Genomic DNA, 22,938 nt, shown 5'->3' on the forward strand with positions numbered 1-22,938 from the left:
GAAAAGGATATGCTTCTATTAAAGCAGTACAAAATACTAGAGAGATAATAGATCCAGTAGGAGGCCGGAAACGTGAAAGGTCTAGCAGCAGAATTGGCACAAAAACAATTAGATGCGTATAACAACAAGGATATTAGAGAATTTTTACAGGTGTACAGTGAGGAAGTGGAGATTATGGAGTTTCCATCCAATAAAATCATGTACACCGGCATCGATAAAATGAGAGAAAGATATTCGAATCTATTTGAAAATAATCCGAACCAGCATGCAGAATTACGTGCTCGGATTGCTCACGATAACATTGTCATTGACCATGAGTTCATAACGGGAAGAGCAAACGGGATCGAAGTAGAAGCGGTTGCGATGTATGAAGTGACAAATGATAAGATTTCTAAGGTATGGTTCATAAAGTGAATTCACTTGTTTGTAACCCTTAAAAGAACATTGTATTCTTTCTGCATGATATGATTTCATTGTGAAGTCATAAAACAGAAACGTTAGAAGGGATAAACATGGATAAAGATATGTTGTGGTTGAAGGCAGAAGCGTTCATCAATCAATTTTATACAGAGCAAAATGCACCTCCAGAAGAACGTAATAGCAGGCTTTTTCAGGTAAAGGAAGAGATTATTCGCAATGGAAGCTATAAGCATTCCTATGAAGAGCTTGAGTTTGGAGCAAGAGCGGCCTGGAGAAACAGCAATCGATGTATTGGACGTTTGTTTTGGAATCATCTCAATGTATTTGATGCAAGGAGTGCATCTACAGCGATTGAAGTACGAGATGCTCTACTTCATCATATTGAATACGCCACGAATAAGGGGAAGATCAGGCCAACGGTTACGTTATTTAAACCAAGGGCACAGGAAATAGACCCGGTTCGAATCTATAATCATCAGCTCATTCGCTATGCTGGCTACAAAAAAGCTGGTAGTGAAATTATTGGAGATCCACATTCTATTGAATTTACTGCCTTTTGTAAAGCAATGGGATGGAGAGGGAAAAGAACCTCTTTTGATGTCCTGCCGCTTGTGATTCAAATCGATGAACAGGCTCCGGAGTACTTTGAGATTCCATCATCTCTTGTCATGGAAGTTCCCATGACTCATCCAGAGCTTGAGTGGTTTAAGAAATTAGAATTAAAGTGGTATGCTGTCCCAATCATATCAGAAATGAAGCTGGAGATTGGCGGAATAGAATATGTCGCTGCCCCTTTTAACGGTTGGTATATGGAAACGGAAATTGGAGCAAGAAATTTTGCTGATGAGACAAGGTACAACCAGCTGCCCGTTGTAGCGGAGAAAATGGGATTAGACACGCGGCTTCAATCAACTCTGTGGAAGGACCGTGCATTGCTTGAGCTGAACGCAGCCGTGCTTTCTTCGTACAAGGAAGCTGGGGTCAGTATAGTTGATCATCATACTGCAGCCAGCCAGTTTAAATTATTTGAGGAGCAGGAGGAAAAAGCAGGACGAGAGGTAACCGGTGATTGGACTTGGCTTATATCACCGCTTTCACCAGCAACCTCACATGTTTTTCATAAAGACTATAACAATGAATGGAAAAGCCCGAATTTCTTTTATCAGCCTCGTTTTTATGAAACGAAAGAAACGAAACATGTTCAGTCGGCTTGTCCTTTTTCTACGACGAAATTAAGTGAATAGTAATTTATGCCGGCTTATTAATAAGAGCAAGAGCCGCTTCTCTCGTTCAGTTTGATGACAAAAAAATTGCTCATTATAAAAAATGGGACTGCGCATTCTTGTGTTGTCTCTGAGGGTTGAATATGTTTAATGATCACAATTTTGAGAATCGACTTTTATAGCATCATTAGGATTCAGACCTGACCTGATAAAGTAAAAAAATACGCCGCCTATCATAACGATACATCCGACAAAACCAACAGTGACAACCCATAAGTAAGCCACAAAACCCCTCCTTTTTTGATGTATATGCTGTATGTAGGAGGGAATAGGACTGTTGTATATAAATAGTTTACGAAGGTGCATAAAAGCATAACTTTGGCCCATAAATCCCATAAACAAGAGGTACTCCTTCTTTTCTGAATCAATTATTCCGCGATGTCATGTTAAAAACGTAAAAAAATCCACCAAGAGAACCCTTTTTGGTGGTTTTATTATAATATTATGATTGTTTATGTGTACGATTGTAAAATTACGGATATACCGGCAGCTAATGCAAAACCGGCCAATATCCAAGTGTAAGGGAGTGCTGCTTCATCTGCCATTCCGGTATTGGGCATTTAAGTCGGCATTTCATTTCTTCCAAAATTCTCAGGAAATTGATCAACAATTGCAGCAGACAATCCTTCAGCAGGCATCGTCATATGAGCGTATGCTTCGCAGATGGAGCGATAAGCAAGTTTCATAATCGAAAAGGCATAAGAGTCAAAAGCCATTAGTAATTGATCCACATGGACGGCTAATCCTTCTTTAAGAGCTGAGTTCCAAATTTCTAGAAACTGAGATCCGCCCTCGTCTCCGTATACAGAAGAGACTGCAGCGGCCTGGTCAAAATCTTCTGGGGAAATTAGATATCTTCATCATACTAGAAGCAAAATATATCACGATTTTCCTTACAAAGCATACGAAGAATTTTCTTTGTTAGATCACTAGTTAAATGAAACATTTAAAAGTAACCAATACGTAGGCTGTTAAACATAAAAAAAACAGCCCATATCCTTTTGGAAATGCGCTGTTAAAGCCTATTATTTCATTGCTTTTTGAAGTTTATGAATCACAGTGAGTGATTTTCCTGTTCCTATGGCTACGGATTCTAACGGGTTTGGGGCAAGATGAACAGGCACAACAATTTCTTCACTCAGCCATTGCTGAACACCATTTAACAATGCACCGCCTCCAGTTAAAACAACGCCTCGATCAACGATATCACCACTTAATTCTGGCGGGCAATTTTCAAGGGTAGCCCGTATTGCTTCTAGGATGCTTAAAAGTGATTCCTGGATAGCATGCTGAATTTCTGTTGAATTAAGTACAATGGTTTTTGGGAGCCCTGTAACGAGGTCGCGTCCTCGGATATCCATTTCCATCGTTTTATGTTCGATCGGCGCGTGCCCGATTTCGATTTTAATTCGTTCCGCAGTTCGTTCACCAATTAAGAGGTTGTAGGACTTGCGAATGTAATGAATAATATCATCGTCCATTTTATCCCCAGCTACACGTATTGTACTGCAGGAAACCACGCCGCCATATGAAATAATGGCTACTTCGGTTGTCCCGCCGCCGATATCAACAACCACATTGGCTACAGGTTCTCCGACTGGCAGATCAGCACCGATCGCAGCTGCAACAGGCTCCTCAATTAAATGGACATGCTTTGCTCCGCTGCTTTTAACAGCATCGTGAATGGCACGTCGTTCAACTGAAGTGGCACCGGAAGGCGTACATACGACAACACTTGGTTTGCGCAATGAAAAGCCTAATTTTTTTGAAATGGCGGCCATTATATGTTTTAGCATTTCTGTCGTAACATCAAAATCAGCGATTACTCCATCTTTTAATGGACGTACAGCAACGATATTTCCAGGTGTTTTACCAATCATATTTTTAGCATCTGTTCCAACTGCCAAAACCTTCCTTGTGTTGACATCGAGTGCAACAACAGAAGGCTCATTCATTATAATACCTTTGTTTTTACTGTAAACTAGTATATTTGCAGTACCCAAATCGATACCTATTTCTGCGTTCGATAGCATAAGTAACTCCTCCGTTGTCATCTATTATTAAACAGGGCATCATTAGCTCCTGTTTGCTATTCCATATGGCATATGTGGCTTAGTGCTCTTCAGCAACATATTCGCCTGATGATTGCCTAGTATACTCTTCCGTGTAGTATAGACTATTTTCAGAGGGAAGAGGAGAGGGGATTATTGGATAGAAATGAATATTACAAGGAAGAGTGAATTGCTACAGAAAGATGACAATAGAAAACATTTGATAAGATAGGGTTTTAAGCGTTAACAAAACAAATATGTAGCTTATAGCTGTAATAAAAGATTAATCAACTTGTAATTTAAAAAGCCAGTTCCATGAAGAGGAACTGGCTTGATTTATTAAGACTTTGACAACGTGAACAGCTCTAGCTGCTGCTGCATTTCATAGGTCATACTATTCAGTGTTTGAATGTTTTGTCTCATATCCTCTAAGGATTTTAACTGTTCATCTGTAGACGCTGAGATTTCTTCAGTCCCAGCCGCCGTTTCTTCCGATACAGCAGAAATATTCTCAATGGCAGAGATAACCTGTTCTGTACGTTTGGCTGATTGCTCCATGCTATCAGCCAGGGTGCCAAGCTGGTTATGAATGAGTTCTACTCGTACAGAGATAGTCTGAAATGATGCCTCTGTCTCAGTCATAGATACAACTTGCTTTTCCGATAATGATTGACCGGTATTAGAAGCTGCCATAATACGATTGATTCCTTGTTGAATATTTTGTACCATTATCGTTATTTTCTCTGTTGCGTTGGCAGAGTCCTCTGCCAGCTTCTTCACTTCATTGGCTACAACAGCGAAGCCCTTTCCTGCTTCTCCAGCACGCGCAGCTTCTATTGCTGCATTCAACGAAAGAAGATTTGTTTGCTCGGCAATTTCTTTAACAAAAATGGCTGCTCCCCGTATTTCTCCTGTATAAGCGGCAAATTGATCAATCGATTCTTTAATTGCTTTTGAAGATGATGCAAGCTCATGAGCATATTGCTGCTGCTGATTAAGCGTGCTCCGTCCGACCTGAACAGACTCAAGCGCTTGAGTTCCTTGAATCGATGCTTCTTCACTAATCTGAACACTTTTTTGAAAGTCTTGATTCATTTGTGCCATTAATTCAGCAGTAGATTGAACATCCTCCGAAATAGATTGACTGCCTTTAGCCAGTTCTTCTGTTGAAGCGGATACCTGAGAGCTGCTCTCAGAGATATTCTCCATTTTATGAGAAACGTCATTTGCAAAGCCTGTTACACGATCACTGATTTTTTCAATTGAAAAGACTGTTTGTCTTAAGTTCAAGATCATGTCATTAAACGATTTATTTAGAAGATCAATCTCGAATTTTGATTTACTCTTCGATTCAGTTGTCATGAGTTCAACGGTTAAATCTCCGCTCGCGACCAGTCTGGCGTTTTTCACCATACGGTTCAGTGGTGCCGTTATTCTTCTTGAAATAAAGTAAGAAACACATAGAGTGACAATAATAATAACGACAATTGCAGTTAAAGAAAATTTAACAATAAAGGATATTCTCTCTTGAGTACCCGCAATACTGGCATTATACCAATCAATTGTTTGGATTTTTAAAAGATGTACATCATTGACGATCCCAGACACTCTTATTGACTGACGATTTGCCTCTGTGTTGTTACCTGTATCCAAAGCTTCTCCAGCATCGAAGGAGAAAGCATCAAATTTAACAGATATTCCTTCCAACTGAGTACGCTGTTCTTCGTTTGCAAGAATAGAAGTTAATTGTTTTAAGCTCTTTTCCGTTTCCAGAATTAAATTTTGTGCGCTTAAACGATTTCCTTCATTTGGATTTAAGGAGAAATTGGCTAATGCTTGCTGGATAATAACGAGGTCACTATTTAATGATTCAACCTCAAGCATGACGTCAACATCCGTTTCTGAAGAGGAGGTCATTGTGACCATTTGATAAATAATAAATGTAACAATGGCTGTCGATAGAATAAGTGGAATAAGCGCTAGTAGAAATAGGTGATTTTGTAGTTTCATTAGGGTGCGCTCCTTTATTCTTTCGTCTCTGGAACAACAATTTCACCAGAGATAATTTTCTTTTGTACATCCTGCAATAAAGCCTGGCCGGTCGCATCTAGTTGTGCCAGTCTTATTTCGGCTAAACCGACTCCATCCTCTGCAAGACCAAGCTCAAATGCAGCTTCGTCAATATTTCCTTGAACAAGAGAAGAAACTAAATCGTAAACGACTACATCGATTTTTTTAAGCATGGAAGTAACGACAGCCTCTTCCGCGATAAAAAACTGGTCACTATCCACTCCTGCTGCAAATACGCCGTGCTCTTGAGCTTTTAAGATGGCACCAACACCAGTGTAGCCTGCAGCTGGATAAATAAAGTCAGCATTCTGATCTATTTGCTGCTGGGCGATATTGCCGCCAAGCGCTGTATCGCCAAAATCACCTGCGTAATTTGAGAGGACCGTGATAGTAGGATTAGCAAATTTGGCTCCTGCAATATAACCTTGTTCAAATCGATGAATAACAGGTGCGTCGACTCCGCCAATAAACCCTATAACACCAGATTCACTTGTTAATGCAGCCACAACGCCGACTAAAAAGCTGCCTTCCTGTTCTTTAAATGTGACGGACACGACATTTGCGACTTCTGAGTAGCCATCAATCAACAAAAATTGTTGTTCTGGATTTTCTAGTGCTACTTTTTCAATTGCTTCTTGAACAGAAAAACCTAGACCGATGATCAGTGTCATATCTTGTTCAACTAATTCGTTCAGCATTTCTTCATAATTCCCCTCGGGTGCTTCACGGTAGTCAAAAACAATATTTAAATCTGTTCGGGCGCGTTCCAAACCTTGAAAAGCAGCATCATTAAAGGAACCATCACCAAGTCCAGTATCAGACAATAAAATACCTATTTTTGCATCGAATTGTGTTCCTTGCGGTTGTTCTTCCGAAAACAAAGAACAGCCAGCCAACATAAATGCCATCATGATCGCGGCTATTAGCGCACTGAGTTTCTTCATCTATTTTTCCCCTCACATTCCATACAGTTTATTAATCTGCAAATCTTCATGATAAAAAAGAACTATAAAATGTAAAACAACATCCTACTAATATACTAATATATCGTATTGGTTTACAATTTATTTATAGAAAACTATGAAATTTCATAAAAAAATTTCTTGATATTTTGTTCGAATTTTCAAAAAGTAAAGGGTTTGAAAAAGGGAAAAGAGGAAAAAATTTTTTAAAACGCAAAATAAAAACGAGCCCAATGACACGATTAAGTACAAACAGTCGCTAGAAAATGAATAACATATGAGCGACAATTTGTGCGTGCAGTGGATTCGTTTTAAGGATCTGAAATGATTTATTGCTGATTTTTCGAAAAAAACGCTGCGAGCTCCATGCTGTGCATCTTACGTGCTTTACGGTGGCTTGAGCGGTTTACAGCAGTTTCATTTAACCATTTTTCTTCTTCTGTTTCTGCAATGATTTGTGGGATTTCAGCAGGTTTTCCATCAGGGCCAAGTGCAACAAAGGTTAGAAAGGAAATGGCGGCAACGGATTGTTCTCCGGTCAGCAGTTTTTCTGTCGTGACACGGACAAATACCTCCATAGAACTGCGTCCAGTGTAGGTAACAAATGATTCTAATGTAACAGCGTCACCAACCCGGATTGGCTGTAAAAAGTCTACAGAATCAGTGGAGGCGGTTACGACTGGCATGCGTGCATGCTTTGTGGCTGAGATTGAAGCCACGTTATCAATATAAGCCATCAATTTCCCTCCAAATAAGGTTCCATAATGATTGGTATCAGGGGGTAGGACGTTGCTCGTTTGAATTGTTCGGGTTTCACTCATCCTTTTTTCTTTTTTCATATCAATCAGCTCCTCATTGCTTCGATTCGGTGTCATCATTTTAAAAAAAGACATCGGCGCATGGCCAATGTCTTATGGTTTTGGATCAATTTTTTCTGCATCCTTGGCGTTAAGTGGGATACGTAAGAAATACATAAGTGCTCCGCCAACAAGTCCGATCAGTGCAACAAATCCTAGTAAAATCACTGTCATTTCAGCCATCGGTGTTAGCCCCCTTTCAGAAAATGACCTATCTTCTTCATTTACCCTAGTATAAATGAAGTTCACCCTAAAATGCGTGTTTTTTTGATAAAACTTTTAAAATTTTGATGCTGTTAACCTGGCCTGTTGATTTCCGTGACAGGCGTTCGCTTTTCTAAGCAGGAGCCTCACACCTTACGCTCCAATCACGTAGTGCCAAAATCAATGATCTCTAACATAGCCAATTTTTTAAAAATAGATTCTGATGAATGAGAATCAAAACATCAGAATCTTTCTTCGGTCACTGATTAAAAAGCCCAATCTCCATCACGGAATACAGGCTCGCTCGTACCGTCTTTATGGATACCGTCAATATTCATTTTGTTAGAGCCGATCATAAAATCGACATGAGTAATACTGCTATTGAGCCCTTTTTCAGCAAGCTCTTCTTGTGACATTGTTTTACCGCCTTCGATGCAAAATGCATAGGCACTGCCAATCGCAAGGTGGTTTGAAGCATTTTCATCAAAAAGAGTGTTGTAAAACAGCACATTTGATTGCGAAATCGGTGATTGGTGAGGGACAAGAGCAACTTCTCCAAGACGGTGAGAACCTTCATCCGTTTCAATTAATTTTCTCAAAATATCTTCGCCTTCATCAGCTTTTATGCCTACAATCCGGCCGTTTTCAAATGTTAATGTAAAGCCATCAATAATATTGCCGCCATAGCTAAGAGGCTTTGTATTCTTAACGTAGCCATTTACACCGTCTTTATGAGGGACTGTAAATACTTCCTCTGTAGGCATATTGGCCATAAATGTATCGCCTTTTTCATTCACACTTCCAGCCCCTGCCCACAGGTGACCTTCTGGAAGATCAATTGTTAAATCAGTGCCTGCAGCAGTGTAGTGAAGCTTGCTGTAGCGTTTATTATTTAGATAAGCAGCTTTTTCATGAAGGGTTTCATCATGCTTTTTCCAAGCTTGAACTGGGTCAGCCTGGTCAACACGTACTGCTTTAAAAATAGCTTCCCAAAGGGCTGTAACAGCTTCTTCTTCTTCAAGGTCAGGAAATACCTTTTGTGCCCAGCCTTTTGATGGAGCCGCAATGACCGTCCAGCTGACTTTGTCAGATTGTATGAACTTGCGGTATTGCTCTAATGCTTTTCCAGCAGCGCGTTGAAAGGAAGATATACGTTCAGGATCTACCCCTTTAAGTAAATCAGGGCTGGAAGACACAATGTTCATAAAGGCTGCCCCTTGCTTAGCAAGTTCTTCGCGCTCAAGTTTTTTCCACTCGGGGAATTCGCTAAATGAATCTGATGGTGCCAGGTCATATCTTAGACGCCCTACTTCATCATCTGACCAATCGACAAATACTTGACGAGCCCCAGCTTCATAGGCTTTCTTGGTTACAAGTCGTACAAACTGTGCATTCTCAATGGTAGCGCCTATGTACAACAATTGATTTGGTTGAATGTTAACGCCAACCTTAACTGCTAAATCAGCATATTTTTCTAAAAGCTCCTGTTGATTCATTTGATTAGCTCCTTTTATATAGGTAATATCACTTTCTATATTTTATCAGGTGGCTGAGAAAAAACCAAAAATTATTAAAATCACTGAAAATGTGGATGTTTTGAATGAAAATACTCTTATTTATCTCGAAATTCATCTATAATTAAAGGAACAGGTTTGAAGGAGTAGGTAAATGTGGACGAACTAGTGCATGGTCAAAATGAAAAATTTATCGAAAACCGCTTATCCTATTTACTAAAGGATCAGGCTTTACTGCATATAGTAAAAATACAGAGAATGGATGATGCATCTAATTCAAAGGTGAGAAATGATCAGTTTTGGGATCGGGTTTCCTACCTATCACCTTATCTTTCGATGTCATTTGTTTTAAATTCTAATTCGAAAGTCGTAATATTTCCAGGGAAATTAAAATTGCTAGTTAAGCCTTTTGTAGAAGAGATTGAGAGAATTTTTGAAGATAAAGTCATTTATCAGATAACCGGCGCTACAATCGAAAAAGGACATGAGAGACTCCTGCCGTATAAGCTTTCTAATCCAGAATGGGTAAGCACGAATACAGTTGAAGTGATAATCCCTCGTGTACAAGAAAATAAATTATTCATAACATTTATTGATAATGATGAAGTGATTCAGCTCTTTTTGCAGGATCATCTTATTGCAAGTGATTGGGATGAAATCGAATTGGACCTTGAATGGTTCAGGGATGCGCAAAGCTTTTTCAACTCTGGCCGTTTGGAAAAGAAGGGGAAGCATCTTGTTATCCTAGATGGTGTGCTGCAAAAGATGGACGGGCTTAAGGTACTCAAATGGATTCGTGAGCGATACGAGCACAATTTGGTAGAGGTTGTGATGATTAGTAAAAGCTTAAGTGATCAGGAAATTGTTCAAGCTTTCGAGATCGGAGCTTTTGATTACATAAAAAAACCGTTCAAAATTGAAGAAGTACTTGCAAGACTGAAACGTACAGCCAAAAGGATGCTAGTATGAATGTTACCTAAAGGAATCATTGCGTCTCATTAGTAATATGATAAAAAGCTTATTACATGAGAATGCAGATGTATTCCATACGTAATAAGCTTTTATCTATTTAGATCATTAAAGCGTTACGAACAACGTATACAGGGGGGATGATCGTGAATATTGTTTGGCTCAAGCGAGATCTTAGACTTCGTGATCACCAACCCGTTCACGAGGCTGTGAAATATGGGGAAACGCTCTTCATCTATGTGGCCGAGCCTTCTATTTGGGGCTCAGGTGAACTCTCTGTTCGTCACTTCCATTTTGTCTTAGAAAGCCTTGCATCTTTGAAAAAGAGAATTGAAGAGCGGGGTGGAAAGCTTCTTTTATTTAAATTTGAAATGGAGCAGGTTTTGCAAAGTCTGCTGGAAACATACGGACCCTTCAAATTGTTTTCACATGAGGAAAACGGAACTTCCGATACTATGGTTCGAGACGAGCGTGTCAGACGATGGATGAAGGAAAAGAATTTAGAAATGATAGAGTTTCAGCATTTTGGTATAACAAGAGGGAAATCTTCGCCAAAACATTTCCAAAAGCAATGGGATGAATTTATGAGTAGTCCTTACCTGCCGCAGCCGAAGAAAATCATGTCCCCTGATCGAGTTCCGGAAGATGCTATTCTAACGATAGACGAGTTGAAAAGCTTTGAGGAAAATCTTCCCGGAACCCCTATTAAATATGGACAAGTAGGTGGGGAAGAGGAAGCAATTGATACGTTAAAATCGTTTTTCACCAATCGTTATCAAAACTATCTTACTCATCTATCAAAACCTTTGCAGAGTACAATTTCTTCAAGCCGGCTGTCTCCTTATTTAGCCTGGGGGAATCTATCCATTAAAACTGTCGTACAGCAGACAAGAAAAGCATTGCTGGAGCCGATGAGCGAAGAAGAAAAACAGCAGCTGCTAGCGTTTAAATCTCGTCTTTATTGGCACTGCCAAATTGTATGGCACCTTGAGGATCATCCAGCAATTCATGAGCAGGCGTTCAATAAGTCTTTTGATGACATTCAGCAAAAAAGAGACGAAGAGCAGATTAACCTGTGGTACCATGCACAAACAGGTATTCCAATGGTTGATGCAGCAATGAGAGCCCTGCATCAAACGGGATGGATCAATTTTGATTTAAGAGCCATGCTTGTTTCCTTTATTTGCAATACGCTGCAGCAGAATTGGCGAGAGCCGGCGAAGCTATTGGCTCAATTATTTTTAGATTACGAGCCTGGCATCCATTGGAGACAAGTGCAAATGCAGACAGGTGCAAGCGGGAAAAAGGCGATTCGCAACTATAATCCAGTCAAAATGGGGAAAGAGCACGATCCAAACGGAGAATTTGTAAAGAGATTTGTTCCTGAATTGAAAAATATTCCTAAAAAAGCAATTCATGAGCCGTGGTTAGATCCTGGTTTTTTTGGATTAAAATATTTTTCTCCAATAGTAGATATTAAAAAAGCGAATATAGAAGCAGCAGCATTACTTGCAAGTATTAGGGTGAATACTGGAAAGAAAGAGTCAGTGCCGTATCAGCCTGAGAAAGATCATAGTCCGGAAGAAGAAAAAAATAGATCACCAAAAGCGTCTAAAAAAAATAAGAAGGAGAGTCATTCAGAACAATTGACCTTATTACTGTTTGAGGATGAATAAGCTGTTCGTTGCAGGAATCGATTTATCCGGTCCATCGAATCATCGGGATACGGTAATGATAAAAAGACCAACTGCCAAAAATTCATCATTGGTGCTCCAGATGAGGATATCTCTGTGACATTAAATAAGATACCCTTTTGGTCTTTGCTGTTAGCTATTCTTTGTGAATAATATGTGTTTGCATTCTCAAAATCTTTTTTTGTTTTCTTAAAACCCTTAAAGTAAAAATGAAAAGCTCCGATATAAAGAGAGTAAGAATTTTGTGAATGTAGGTGAATGAATTTGGATCGCTCCTCGCTGTTTGGTATTTTACTGGCTCTCGTAGCTGTTGGATTAGGAATGGTGTTGAAAGGGGTTGACCCGTCCGCACTTCTTAACGGGCCAGCTTGGATGATTATTATTGGTGGTACAGTTGCTTCTGTTATGATCGCCTTTCCAATGTCTGAATTGAAGCGTGTACCAGCGCTATTCGGAATTTTATTTAAAGAAAGTAAATCAACGGATGTAAAAGAAGTGATAACCATGTTTGGAGAATGGGCCGAACTTGCGAGAAAAGAAGGACTGCTGGCGCTTGAATCGAAAACTGGCGACATTGATGATTCTTTTTTGCGTAATGGACTAGGGTTAGCAATTGATGGGCAAAATGCTGACTACATAAGAGATGTATTGACAGAGGAAATTGATGCAATGGAAGATCGCCATCAATCTGGCGCCTCCATTTTTTCGCAGGCTGGAACATATGCTCCAACACTGGGTGTTTTGGGAGCGGTTGTAGGGCTAATTGCAGCTTTAGGAGATTTAAATGATACTGAGGCATTAGGAAAGGCTATTGCAGCAGCATTTGTTGCTACTCTTCTAGGGATTTTTACAGGCTATGCATTATGGCACCCATTTGCCAATAAGCTTAAACGGAAATCGACAAAAGAAGTAATGGTTAAAAACATGATGATTGAAGGTATTTTATCCGTTTTGGAAGGAGAAGCACCTAGAATAATCGAGCAAAAGCTCGCTTCTTACTTACCTGCTAAAGAGCGTGAAAAGCTTTTGGAAGAAGGCGGGGCGATGAACAATGGCGAGGCGTAGAAAAAAGAAAAAGCATGAAGATCATATCGATGAGTCCTGGCTGCTTCCATATTCCGATTTATTAACACTTCTTCTCGCCCTGTTTATTGTGCTGTTTGCCAGCAGCAGTGTGGATGCAGATAAAATGGAACAAATGTCGAAAGTATTCAGTGATATTTTTACGAGTGGGACAGGTGTGCTCGATTATACGAATATTGTGATTGAAGATGATGCAGGCAGTCAAAATCAAGATGCCATAGACGAGGTGGATAAGGAGTCGACGCTTACACCGGAAGAAGCGCTGCTTCAACAATATATAGCAGAGCAATCGGAGAGAGAGTCGGCTATGGCTCAGGATCAAGAAGAGCTAAGAGAAATCAAAGCTTCAATTGATTCATATATCCAAGAAAACGAGTTAGGCGATCAATATGCTACCCAACTGTTAGACGAGGGACTATTATTAACGATTCGTGACAGTGTTCTGTTCCAATCAGGATCGGCAACTGTTCAGCCTTCCTATCGAGCGATTGGGGATGAGGTTGCACGTTTATTAGAATTCGATCCTCCTAGAAGTGTGATTATTTCCGGCCATACGGACAATGTGCCGATCGGAAGTGCGAATTTTAGCTCAAACTGGGAGCTTAGCGTGATGCGTGCCGTTAACTTTATGAAAATTATTATTGAAAATCCAAATCTTGATCCGCAATGGTTTAGTGCAAAAGGCTTTGGAGAATATCAGCCAATTGCAACAAATGAAACGGAAGCAGGACGGGCTCAAAATAGGCGGGTAGAGGTCCTTATTTTGCCGCGTGTAGCAAATAAAACAAACGATGAACAGTAAGAATAAAAAGAGGGTGTCCCAAAAGTATAAAGCTTTTGGGCACCCTCTTTTTTCCAAGAAAATAGCTCTATAAAGATGGCCTGTTGATTTCCGCTCCAGGGACTCGCTTTCCGCGGGCGGTCCGGGAGCCGCCTCGGCGCATTTGCGCCTGCGGGGTCTCCCGTTGACTCGCTTCTCCCGCAGGAGTCTCGCCCCTTCCACTTCAATCAACAGGGTGCAAGAATCAATATCAGCATAGATATGACCGTCCAAAGCCTAAGTCTGTTATGGCTGATTCTGGTTATGGCAGTGAGGAAAACTACGTCTTCTGTGAAAAGGAAGAAATCAAGGCCTATATTAAGCACAGCACGTTTGATAAAGAATCCACGAAGAAATGGAAAGAGCAATTCGGACGAGTTGATAACATGAGTTACGATGATGAGCTTGATGAATGGATTTGTAAGAATGGCAAGCGTCTAACTTCTCAATATGATTCCCGAAGAAAATCTGACAATGGGTATGAATCAATGAAAAGAACCTATCTCTGTATGGAGTGTCAAGGCTGTCCGTTTCAAACAACCTGTGCTAAAGAAAAAATGGGATGAACATAGACAAAACACAGTTAAGATAGTGAAAGTTTGAGGGGAATATCTCCTCAAATTTTCTATAAATAACCTGAAAACAGAAAAAATGCTTACAAGACAAAAAAACTGATTCAAAAAGAGTCGTCGTTCAACGATCTTTTGAGTCAGCCGCTTTTTTATGTTGCTGGTTTGAATAGCAAAGAAGCTGGATGAAGTTGAGTCGAGTTAGCTGAAAATCAAATCCCGTTTAGCTTCTAAAATTGAGGGAATATGGAAAGCGTATTCTATTTACTCATTTTTTAGGAGGAATTCATTTGGAAGATTTGTTGAGTTGGATTGCGCGTTTTTCCGGATGGCTATGGGGCATTCCATTGATTACAGTGTTATTAGTTTCAGGTATTTATATGACGATTAAGATTGGTTTTGTTCAGTTTCGGTATCCTTTATACATATTTCAACAAACTTTCGGCAGTGTTTTTAAAAAACCAAAAGGGGAAGGAACAGTTACACCATTTCAGGCACTGACGTCTGCTCTTTCTTCTACGGTTGGTGCTGCAAATATTGTGGGAGTCCCTGCAGCTATTATGTTTGGAGGACCGGGGGCTGTTTTTTGGATGTGGGTCATCGCGCTAATTGGAATGGCGCTGAAATTTTCAGAAAGCGCACTTGCTGTTCATTATCGTGAAAAAAATGAAAAAGGCGAATTTGTAGGCGGGCCGATGTATTATATGACAAAAGGTCTTGGGATGAAATGGTTAGGAATCTGGTTTTCCTTTGCTCTTATGCTTGAATTAATTCCAAGTATTATGGTACAGGGGAATTCCCTTGCAAGTACAGTAGAGGAATCATTTAATATTCCAGCTTTATGGACAGGAATCACTGTTGCAGTCTTGGTTGGAATTGTTGTGTTCGGAGGGATTAAGCGAATCGGAAAGGTTACACAGGTATTTGTTCCTTTTATGGCATTTATTTATGTAGGTGGAGCACTTATTATTTTGTTTATGAATTTGAATATGCTTCCTGATTTCTTTTCATTAATTTTTTCCAATGCATTCTCGCCAGCACCTGTCATTGGCGGTTTTGCCGGTGCTGCAATTGTGGATGTAATCCGCTGGGGATTTGCCCGTGGTCTCTACTCGAATGAAGCAGGTTTGGGTACTTCACCAATTGCACATGCTGCAGCACAAACGGATCACCCGATTCGACAAGCGTTTTGGGCGATCATTGGAATTGTTGTGGATACATTGATCATTTGTACGGCGACAGCTTTTGTCGTGCTATCTTCTGGTGTTTGGATGGAAGAGGGAGCGTATGAAAACACTGGAGCGTTAACGACTATTGCCTTTTCTAGCTATTTTGGACAGGCTGGCAGTATTCTTGTTACGCTATCATTAATCTTTTTCGTCCTCTCTACGATTCTGGTCGTGATATTCTACGGATCAAAACAAGCAGAATTTCTGTTTGGATTAAAAGCGGCATATGGGATTCAAATTGTTTATCTTATTGCCATTGTGTTTGGAGCTGTAGGTGCTGCAGAAGTTATTTGGGGTTTACTAGACATCATGCTTGCAGCCATTCTATTGCCAAATATCATCGCAATATTACTTTTAAGTAATAAGGTAAAAGAACTAAATACGGAGTTCTTTACTTCAGATAAATATTATAAGAAGGATGTCGGTAAGAAATAGTAGAGAAGCATTCATATTGCAGCTAATTAGATAAATATTCGCGTTCAGCACATTGCTGGACGTTTTTTTAATGATTTGAGTTTTCTTTTCTGCTGGAAAGGATAGACAAGAAGGAAAAGGTGGTGAGGTTGTGAATGAAGACAAATGTATTTATCAGCGGTGGAGGAATTGGCGGGCTGACCCTTGGTGTCAAATTAGCAAAATGCGGTATTGATGTCATCATAATTGAAAAGCTTCCAGGACCTACACCTGTATATAAGGGAGAGCTCGTCCAGCCGAAGAGTCTAGAGATTATTGAATCATTCGATTTGCTGAATAAAATGCTTGAACATGGACATAAACTTAAAAAAATCGATATAACGGAGCTTGGGGAAAGTCTTCAGCCATTGGATGACTCTGTCATGGACTACGGGATGCTGTCAGGGGAATTTGATTATGCCCTTATGATTCATCATGAAAAATTCAAAGAAATCGTACGTAATTTGGGCAACACGTATAAGCATTTTCATTACATTTCTAATTCAATTTGCAAAGGATATGAGAATGGCAAGGCGGTTGTAGTAGACGGTAAAACGAAGAAAACCCTTTATTATGATGCAGATTTTTTTATTGGGGCTGAAGGACGTGCTTCTGTTACACGTACTTCAATGGGATTAAAAATAAAAGAAGAAACTTATAAACACCACTTTTTAACGGTTACGTTCCCACGACCAAAGTCTTTTGTCAGCGGGAAAATTATCTCCTCCTATAATAAATTTCTAGGATTGTTTCCTCTTCCAAATAATGAAGTACGATCTGTTTACTTAATTCCAGCAGGAGATTTTAAAGAGATTCGAAATAAGCCAATTGAAGAACTGCATCAATTATATCTCGACCTTTGTCCAGAGCTAGACGGGTATATTCAGAGAATTACAGAATGGAAAAAAATTCAGCTCATGATCCCGGTATCTTATCATCTATCAACGTATTTAAAAGGCAATAAAGTTGTTATCGGAGATGCTGCACATGCGGTTCATCCCATGGCTGGGGAAGGAATGAATATGGCTATTCAGGATGCAGATATTTTAGGAGAGCTTCTATGTGATATGTATCGTCAAAATGAGCTCAACCCAAAGCATCTTCATTGGTATCCAAAGGTAAGGCAGCCGCGAGTAAATAATCAAATTAGCTTGAGTCATCTCTCGGCGCTGGCATACTCTTATCATTTTAAGACGGTAAGCTGGTTTCGAAGAAAAACACTTGTGCGTATGGAGAAGGATAAAATTCTCCATTACAAGCAGATGCTGAATATTTCGGGCTTAGGAGAGTGGAAGGAAAACGTGCACGACAGGCTTGTCCAAGGCGGATTTATTCCTTTAAGGAAAAGAGACATTTCTGAAAAAGAAAAAGCAGGATATGTCTATACGGCAGACGATGATTATCCTTGGAAAGAGGAGGGAATCAAATGATCAATGAAGTAGCTAATATGTGGAAAGCAAGGACTTGGATGAAAAACAATGTACCGTTTTTATATAGCTGGCATGCCTACGTCGGCTTCGAGCTTAATCTTTTCGAGGCTTTTAAAAGACCGGTAAGAATAGAGGATGTTTCAGATGCTTATGATCTCGAAATAGAATTATTGGAGCAATGGGTAGAAGTAGGAATAGCATTAAAGCATTTAAAACGTGATGAAAGAAGCCGAGTGAAAATCGTTCGAGCATGGAAGCTCCCAGGGGCTAATAATGGTAGCCCTTCCTCAGGTGATCTACTAAAAGAAATGATGGAGCTGCATATACCGTCGCTGCTTTCGTATCCAGAGCTGATGAAAAATAAAAGCCGCCATCATTTTAACTCGGAAAAACATGCCCCTACTGTTGCAAAAACATCAACACTGCTTGAACTGCTTGCATTTCGCATAATTGATCGAAATGTAAAGCAGCATAAGATTTCCACAATTTTAGATATTGGGTGTGGGGAAGGTGGATATCTAATTAAATTGGCTAAGAAATATAAAGAAATTGATCTCGTTGGGGTAGAAATAAATGAAGACGTTGCACAAAGTGCAGCAGAAGCAGCACAGCCTTACGATAATGTGGAAATTGTCCATTCAGATATAGAAAACTATAAACCTGATCGGTTTTTTGATTACGTAATGGTTAATAATCTTCTTCATTATTTTGATCCAGAAGAAAGAAAAGCTTTTTTCTCTCGGTTACATAATGTGGTCTCTCATAATGGAATCGTAACGATCATCTCACCACTTCAAAAAGCAAAACATGGACAACAATTTTCAAGTGCATTTAATAGTTTCTTTCTTACGTTCGACAATCTTTATCCGGTTCCTTCAGAAAAGGAATTACGAGAGTTAGTTAAGAAAGCAGGCTTCAAGGTAAAGAATGTTTCAGCCATTATTCGAGAAGGCGGCTGGTTTATCGTAAAAATCCAAAAACAAGCATAAAAATGTTTAAAGTAAATAAGTGGTGGTATCATATAAAAGCAATCAATCATATTTAAGGGAGATGTTTTCTTTGGCTAAAATTGCGACACTTGTAACGAATTATTTTGAGGATGTAGAATATACGGATCCTGCAAATTCTTTTAAAGAAGCAGGTCATGAGGTCATCACGATTGATAGCGAAGCAGGAAAACAAGTGACAGGAAAGCAGGGGAATGACACCATCACAATTGATCGTTCAATCGATGATGTCAAGCCCGATGAGTTCGATGCACTGTTTATTCCGGGTGGTTTTTCACCGGATCTGTTAAGAGAAGACGAGCGTTTTGTTTCATTTGCTAAACAATTTATGGATGATAAAAAACCTGTATTTACCATTTGTCATGGTCCTCAGCTGCTTATTACAGCAAAAGCACTTGAAGGAAGAACAGCAACTGGCTATAAATCAATAAAGGTAGATATGGAATATGCAGGTGTAAATTATAAAGATGAAGAGGTTGTTGTATGCGGCAACCAGCTTGTAACAAGCCGTCAACCTGATGATATCCCAGCATTTACACGTGAAGCACTTAAATTACTATAAAAAATAAAGAACCCGCTAGCAGCGGGTTCTTTATTTAAAAGTCGATTCATTCTTCTCGTACAACAAAACCCTTGTATATTACGAAATAAAGTAGCTTTACAAAATTGAAAACAGCTAGCGAAAAGGAAGAATCAAGCTAGCTGTTTTTATGTGCGGCGAAGTTTTCCAAGTTCTTCAGCAATTGCCTGCATCTCGCTAGGGCTGAAGTTTTCCCGTTTCATCACCATCGTATAGAGATCATGCAACTCCTCATACATTTCATCGTCAAAATGAGCAGCTTTTATTGCACCTGCATTAACAATACGAAGTTTGTCTTTAATTCGCTCAATCATATAGGCGGTATTCTCTGTAGATTTAACAGTCAAGTCCATTTTTTGCGTCATTCCCTTCACCATTATCCTATTTATCTTTCCATGCTTTTCCCGATCTGTCAATGCAAAGTGAGGAGTGGACAGAAAAGAGTAGCGCTAAGGTCAATTTTTACAAGCATTATTCTTGAAAAAATGTTTTGCTTTATGAAGTTAAGGTAAAATATAGATTATAACATACACAATAGGAGGGTGCGATGTGATCAAAGTTCTCTTCGTTTGTCTAGGTAATATACGCTCACCTATGGCTGAAGCGATCTTCCATGATATGATTAAGAAGGAAGGCCTAGAACATAGAATTGACATCGATTCTGCAGGTACAGGTCACTGGTATATAGGTAAGGCGCCTCACCGGGGTACACTTGAATTATTGAAAAACAAAGGGATTTCAGGTGAAAACCTAAAGGCACGGCAGCTCGAGCGTAGGGATCTGGAGGAATATGATTACATAATTGCAATGGACCAGAGTAATAGGCAGGACATAGAGAAGCTGGCAAGAGCAGCGGACAAAAAACCTGAATGTCTCCTGTTGCTTGAACTTATTCAAACATACACGACAGACGTTCCTGACCCCTATTACTCAGGGAATTTTGAAGAAGTGTTTGATCTTCTTCAAGAAGGATGTGCCTCTTTGCTTGAACATATAAAGAAAAAACATAAAAATCAATTGGAGGGAATGTAATGTCAAATAATAAATTAACGAAGGGAATTTTAATTGGAGCATTTCTGGGAGGAGCACTTAGCTTAATCGACCGTGAGACACGCCGTCAAACCTTTGAGAATGCGAAAAAAAGCGGACAAGCCATTTCTGATTTTACAAGCAATCCAAAGGAACTGGCGAATCGGGTAAAAGTAAAGGCTGATCAGCTTAGAATTACCGCAGAACAGCTTCAGGAGGATTTTGAATTTCTGTCAACTAAGGTGAATGAAGTGAAAGAAATGACACCGAAAATAAAAAATATTATTAACGAAACGAAAGAGACCTTTGAATCATCTGGAGAAACAGTTAAAAAGGTATTTGAGGACGATGAAGAAAAGACAGCAAGTATCGAAAATTCTCAGCCATCTGCTGCTCTTGAGTCACGAAACATAGGTGATGGAAAAAAGACCTTTCCGAATCCATAATAGGCAGGGGGGAGTTAATGAATAACCAAAAGAAGATGCGATCAGATAATAAGAAGGACCCTTCATTAGAATTGAATAAAGCATCGCTTCCTGATCATTTGAATAAGATGACAATCGCTGTGCATGAAGGAGCGCCAAAGAAGGATTTGAATTCGATTGGCGGTTTTTTTAAGGAATTATTAACCCGGTTCCAAAAAAGTGACACCCCGGGAATGGCTGCTCAGCTCGCTTACTTTTTTCTTCTGTCTTTATTTCCGCTCTTAATCTTTTTAATTACGCTTGTTCCTTATTTGCCGATTAGCCAGGAGGAAATGCTTAGTTTGTTTGAAGAATTTGCTCCTGGTGAAACCATGACTTTAATTGAATCAACTATTTCAGAGGTTGTATCCAGTCAGAGCACTGGCTTATTATCAATCGGGATATTAGGAACATTATGGTCCGCGTCAAATGGAATGAATGCATTAACACGATCCTTTAATCATGCTTATGGAGTGGATGAGACCCGTTCATTTATTGTTGCACGCGGTATGGCGATTGTATGGACGATTGCGATGATCACGGTTGTTATTATCGCGTTGCTTCTTCCCGTTTTTGGAAAACAAATTGGTGAATACTTATTTTCAGCAATTGGCTATTCAGAGGAGTTCATTTCAACCTGGAATGTTTTGAGATTCGCGATCACGCCTTTTGTTCTTTTACTGATATTTATTGGGTTGTATGCATTTGCCCCAAATATAAAAATTCGTTTTATTAGCGTATTACCAGGGGCTGTTTTTGCCGCTCTCGGATGGGCATTGACGTCATTTGCTTTTAGCCTGTATGTTGGAAACTTTGGAAATTACACATCGACCTATGGAAGCATTGGGGGAATAATTGTTCTAATGATTTGGCTCTATCTGTCAGGAATGATTATTATGATAGGCGGGCAAATCAATGCCATTATGGCTGAAAGAAAACGTCAAAATGCATAGGAGAAATAATCGAGAAAGTTAATTTAAAGACTATGTTAAAATCATTGTTGATTTTGGCATGGTGTTGATTGGAGCGTAAAGCGTGAGCCTCCACAGGCGCAAGCACCGAGGAGGCCCTCAGACCGCTCGCGGAAAGCGAACGGTTGGAGTGGAAATCAACAAGCTAGTTTAACAGAGTTTATTTTCAGGGTAGCCAATCTTAAAAGGCCAGTTCAATAAGTCAATGCTGCATTCATTGACTTATGTGGACTGGCTTTTCCTATAGATAAAATCTAACCAAATTTTAAGGGAAGACATATTTAAATACGAATGAAAGGATAGCATCATAATTTTCATTTTACAAACCCATGAAAATGGACTACCTTTTTACTTATTAACTCGTAGCAAATAATGTATAATGTAATGTAGTGAATGGAAGAAGGGTTTTCTAAATTTCATTTTATGTAGATTTAAAGTTGAAAGTGAGTGTTCATAATGGGCCGTAAATGGAACAATATTAAAGAAAAAAAAGCGTCAAAAGATGCCAATACAAGTAATGTATATAATAAATTTGCACGTGAAATTTATGTAGTAGCTAAGCAAGGTGAGCCGGATCCAGAATCCAATCAGGCTTTAAGAGTTGTACTCGAGCGTGCAAAAACATACAACGTACCGAGAACGATTATAGAGCGTGCGATTGAAAAAGCAAAGGGCGGTTCAGAAGAAAACTATGATGAACTTCGTTATGAAGGCTTCGGATCGAATGGATCGATGGTCATTGTAGATGCACTTACTAATAACGTAAACCGTACTGCATCAGAAGTGAGAGCTGCATTTGGGAAAAATGGCGGTAATATGGGAGTAAATGGATCTGTTGCCTATATGTTTGATGCAACAGCTGTAATCGGTCTCGAAGGAAAAACAGCAGATGAAGTGCTTGAAGTATTAATGGAGGCAGATGTAGACGTACGCGATATTCTTGAAGAAGATGAAGCGGTTATCGTTTATGCAGAACCCGATCAGTTCCATACAGTGCAGGAAGCCTTTAAGAATACTGGTGTAACGGAATTTACAGTAGCAGAACTAACCATGCTCCCTCAAAATGAACTAAAACTTCCCGCGGACGCACAAGAACAATTTGAAAAAATGATTGATGCACTGGAAGAGTTAGAAGACGTTCAACAGGTTTATCACAACGTGGATTTTGGTGAATGATTGTCTGTTGCGGATGAACGAATCGTATATAAAGCTTGAATATGCACAAGCTCCTTGTGAGATTGCTTGCTGCATCCCTGATTGGAAAATCCCCCAGAGATTA

23 protein-coding genes and 1 pseudogene are annotated in these 22,938 nt (G+C 39.6%); 15 read left to right on the top strand and 9 right to left on the bottom strand.

Going from position 1 to position 22,938, the window contains the following annotated elements:
- The first annotated feature begins 72 nt into the window (after positions 1-72).
- The gene (locus tag KP78_RS08240; protein ID WP_041088007.1) at positions 73-414 is read left to right on the top strand and encodes a nuclear transport factor 2 family protein; all 342 of its coding nucleotides are present in this window, start codon (positions 73-75) and stop codon (positions 412-414) included.
- A 98-nt stretch (positions 415-512) separates the two neighbouring features.
- Positions 513-1,664, top strand: coding sequence for a nitric oxide synthase oxygenase (locus KP78_RS08245; RefSeq protein WP_084219890.1), 1,152 nt, complete (start codon positions 513-515; stop codon positions 1,662-1,664).
- Between the two features lie 126 nt (positions 1,665-1,790).
- Here KP78_RS08245 and KP78_RS20280 read toward each other — a convergent pair whose 3' ends face one another.
- The 8 genes from KP78_RS20280 to KP78_RS08275 all read right to left on the bottom strand — a co-directional run bounded on the left by KP78_RS20280 (position 1,791) and on the right by KP78_RS08275 (position 9,343).
- Positions 1,791-1,928, bottom strand: coding sequence for a hypothetical protein (locus KP78_RS20280; protein ID WP_162835582.1), 138 nt, complete (start codon positions 1,926-1,928; stop codon positions 1,791-1,793).
- 335 nt (positions 1,929-2,263) lie between these two features.
- Positions 2,264-2,434, bottom strand: a complete 171-nt coding sequence (locus KP78_RS20020; RefSeq protein WP_157841473.1) for a hypothetical protein — start codon at positions 2,432-2,434, stop codon at positions 2,264-2,266.
- Positions 2,435-2,728: 294 nt separating this feature from the next.
- On the bottom strand, positions 2,729-3,736 hold the full coding sequence (mreBH, locus tag KP78_RS08255; protein WP_041088011.1) for a rod-share determining protein MreBH: 1,008 nt from the start codon (positions 3,734-3,736) through the stop codon (positions 2,729-2,731).
- 357 nt (positions 3,737-4,093) lie between these two features.
- Positions 4,094-5,764: a methyl-accepting chemotaxis protein gene (locus tag KP78_RS08260; RefSeq protein WP_041088013.1), complete on the bottom strand. Its 1,671-nt coding sequence runs from the start codon at positions 5,762-5,764 to the stop codon at positions 4,094-4,096.
- Positions 5,765-5,778: 14 nt separating this feature from the next.
- Complete coding sequence (locus KP78_RS08265) at positions 5,779-6,768, bottom strand: BMP family ABC transporter substrate-binding protein (protein ID WP_041088015.1); 990 nt, start codon at positions 6,766-6,768, stop codon at positions 5,779-5,781.
- Between the two features lie 347 nt (positions 6,769-7,115).
- The gene (locus tag KP78_RS08270) at positions 7,116-7,625 is read right to left on the bottom strand and encodes an acyl-CoA thioesterase (protein ID WP_041088017.1); all 510 of its coding nucleotides are present in this window, start codon (positions 7,623-7,625) and stop codon (positions 7,116-7,118) included.
- 72 nt (positions 7,626-7,697) lie between these two features.
- The gene (locus KP78_RS20955) at positions 7,698-7,826 is read right to left on the bottom strand and encodes a hypothetical protein (protein ID WP_268747514.1); all 129 of its coding nucleotides are present in this window, start codon (positions 7,824-7,826) and stop codon (positions 7,698-7,700) included.
- A gap of 287 nt (positions 7,827-8,113) precedes the next feature.
- Positions 8,114-9,343 (bottom strand): aminopeptidase, encoded by a 1,230-nt coding sequence (locus tag KP78_RS08275; RefSeq protein ID WP_041088018.1) that lies wholly within the window; start codon positions 9,341-9,343, stop codon positions 8,114-8,116.
- Positions 9,344-9,517: 174 nt separating this feature from the next.
- Between KP78_RS08275 and KP78_RS08280 the strand changes: the two genes are divergently transcribed.
- The 9 genes and pseudogenes from KP78_RS08280 (at position 9,518) to KP78_RS08320 (ending at position 19,177) form a co-directional block, all read left to right on the top strand.
- A complete protein-coding gene (locus KP78_RS08280; RefSeq protein WP_041088019.1) occupies positions 9,518-10,330 on the top strand; it encodes a response regulator transcription factor in 813 nt (270 codons plus the stop codon).
- A gap of 140 nt (positions 10,331-10,470) precedes the next feature.
- Positions 10,471-12,006: an FAD-binding domain-containing protein gene (locus KP78_RS08285; RefSeq protein ID WP_235420880.1), complete on the top strand. Its 1,536-nt coding sequence runs from the start codon at positions 10,471-10,473 to the stop codon at positions 12,004-12,006.
- Between the two features lie 282 nt (positions 12,007-12,288).
- Entirely contained in the window at positions 12,289-13,089 is an 801-nt protein-coding gene (motA, locus tag KP78_RS08290; RefSeq protein WP_041088020.1) for a flagellar motor stator protein MotA, read from the top strand.
- A complete protein-coding gene (gene motB, locus KP78_RS08295; protein WP_041088021.1) occupies positions 13,076-13,909 on the top strand; it encodes a flagellar motor protein MotB in 834 nt (277 codons plus the stop codon). The genes motA and motB overlap by 14 nt, the downstream gene beginning before the upstream one ends.
- A gap of 236 nt (positions 13,910-14,145) precedes the next feature.
- A pseudogene (locus KP78_RS08300) lies at positions 14,146-14,484 on the top strand (IS5/IS1182 family transposase); the annotation flags it as partial.
- 302 nt (positions 14,485-14,786) lie between these two features.
- On the top strand, positions 14,787-16,160 hold the full coding sequence (locus KP78_RS08305; protein ID WP_041088023.1) for an alanine/glycine:cation symporter family protein: 1,374 nt from the start codon (positions 14,787-14,789) through the stop codon (positions 16,158-16,160).
- Between the two features lie 134 nt (positions 16,161-16,294).
- Positions 16,295-17,608 (top strand): FAD-dependent monooxygenase, encoded by a 1,314-nt coding sequence (locus KP78_RS08310; protein ID WP_041088024.1) that lies wholly within the window; start codon positions 16,295-16,297, stop codon positions 17,606-17,608.
- Positions 17,605-18,597: a class I SAM-dependent methyltransferase gene (locus KP78_RS08315; RefSeq protein ID WP_041088025.1), complete on the top strand. Its 993-nt coding sequence runs from the start codon at positions 17,605-17,607 to the stop codon at positions 18,595-18,597. The genes KP78_RS08310 and KP78_RS08315 overlap by 4 nt, the downstream gene beginning before the upstream one ends.
- 70 nt (positions 18,598-18,667) lie before the next feature.
- On the top strand, positions 18,668-19,177 hold the full coding sequence (locus KP78_RS08320; RefSeq protein ID WP_041088026.1) for a type 1 glutamine amidotransferase domain-containing protein: 510 nt from the start codon (positions 18,668-18,670) through the stop codon (positions 19,175-19,177).
- A 146-nt stretch (positions 19,178-19,323) separates the two neighbouring features.
- Here KP78_RS08320 and KP78_RS08325 read toward each other — a convergent pair whose 3' ends face one another.
- Entirely contained in the window at positions 19,324-19,548 is a 225-nt protein-coding gene (locus tag KP78_RS08325; RefSeq protein WP_041088090.1) for a DUF1128 domain-containing protein, read from the bottom strand.
- Positions 19,549-19,744: 196 nt separating this feature from the next.
- Here KP78_RS08325 and KP78_RS08330 point away from each other — a divergent pair, with 196 nt between their 5' ends.
- From KP78_RS08330 to KP78_RS08345, 4 genes are all read left to right on the top strand, one after another.
- The gene (locus KP78_RS08330) at positions 19,745-20,227 is read left to right on the top strand and encodes a low molecular weight protein-tyrosine-phosphatase (protein WP_041088027.1); all 483 of its coding nucleotides are present in this window, start codon (positions 19,745-19,747) and stop codon (positions 20,225-20,227) included.
- Positions 20,227-20,670: a hypothetical protein gene (locus tag KP78_RS08335; protein WP_052474710.1), complete on the top strand. Its 444-nt coding sequence runs from the start codon at positions 20,227-20,229 to the stop codon at positions 20,668-20,670. The genes KP78_RS08330 and KP78_RS08335 overlap by 1 nt, the downstream gene beginning before the upstream one ends.
- A gap of 17 nt (positions 20,671-20,687) precedes the next feature.
- Positions 20,688-21,641 carry a YihY/virulence factor BrkB family protein gene (locus tag KP78_RS08340; protein WP_235420881.1) on the top strand — a complete coding sequence of 318 codons (954 nt, stop codon included), beginning with the start codon at positions 20,688-20,690 and terminating at the stop codon, positions 21,639-21,641.
- A 474-nt stretch (positions 21,642-22,115) separates the two neighbouring features.
- Complete coding sequence (locus KP78_RS08345) at positions 22,116-22,835, top strand: YebC/PmpR family DNA-binding transcriptional regulator (protein WP_041088028.1); 720 nt, start codon at positions 22,116-22,118, stop codon at positions 22,833-22,835.
- Positions 22,836-22,938: the final 103 nt, after the last annotated feature.

Source organism: Jeotgalibacillus soli (assembly GCF_000829435.1).
Taxonomy (GTDB): Bacteria; Bacillota; Bacilli; order Bacillales; family Jeotgalibacillaceae; genus Jeotgalibacillus; species Jeotgalibacillus soli.